Consider the following 245-nt stretch of genomic DNA (forward strand, 5'->3'; position numbering starts at 1 on the left):
GCAGCGCCTTCGCCAGCTTCTTGCCGCTGACGACCTCCTTGTCCTGTGGCGATCCCTTCTTGCACAGGGCCAGGCCGTAGCGCGTGTTGCCGGCGTGATCGTACGTATCGCCGTGCGCGAGGATGTGGACGTGGGTGAAGCGCTCCCTTGCGCAGGCCTCGTAGATGTCGTCGATGCTGGCGTTCTGCAGCACCTGCAGCCGCCGCTTCACGAACTCCAGGCGCTTGCGGTCGTTGGTCGCGGCG

Annotated in this window: 1 protein-coding gene; it reads right to left on the minus strand. The window is 66.1% G+C overall.

What is annotated here, in order from left to right:
* The coding region (locus RYX56_RS24515) for a hypothetical protein (protein WP_317124408.1) at nt 1–245 on the minus strand (245 nt) is incomplete at both ends.

This window comes from Alkalihalophilus lindianensis, from assembly GCF_032843265.1.
Taxonomy (GTDB): Bacteria; Bacillota; Bacilli; order Bacillales; family Bacillaceae_D; genus Alkalihalophilus; species Alkalihalophilus lindianensis.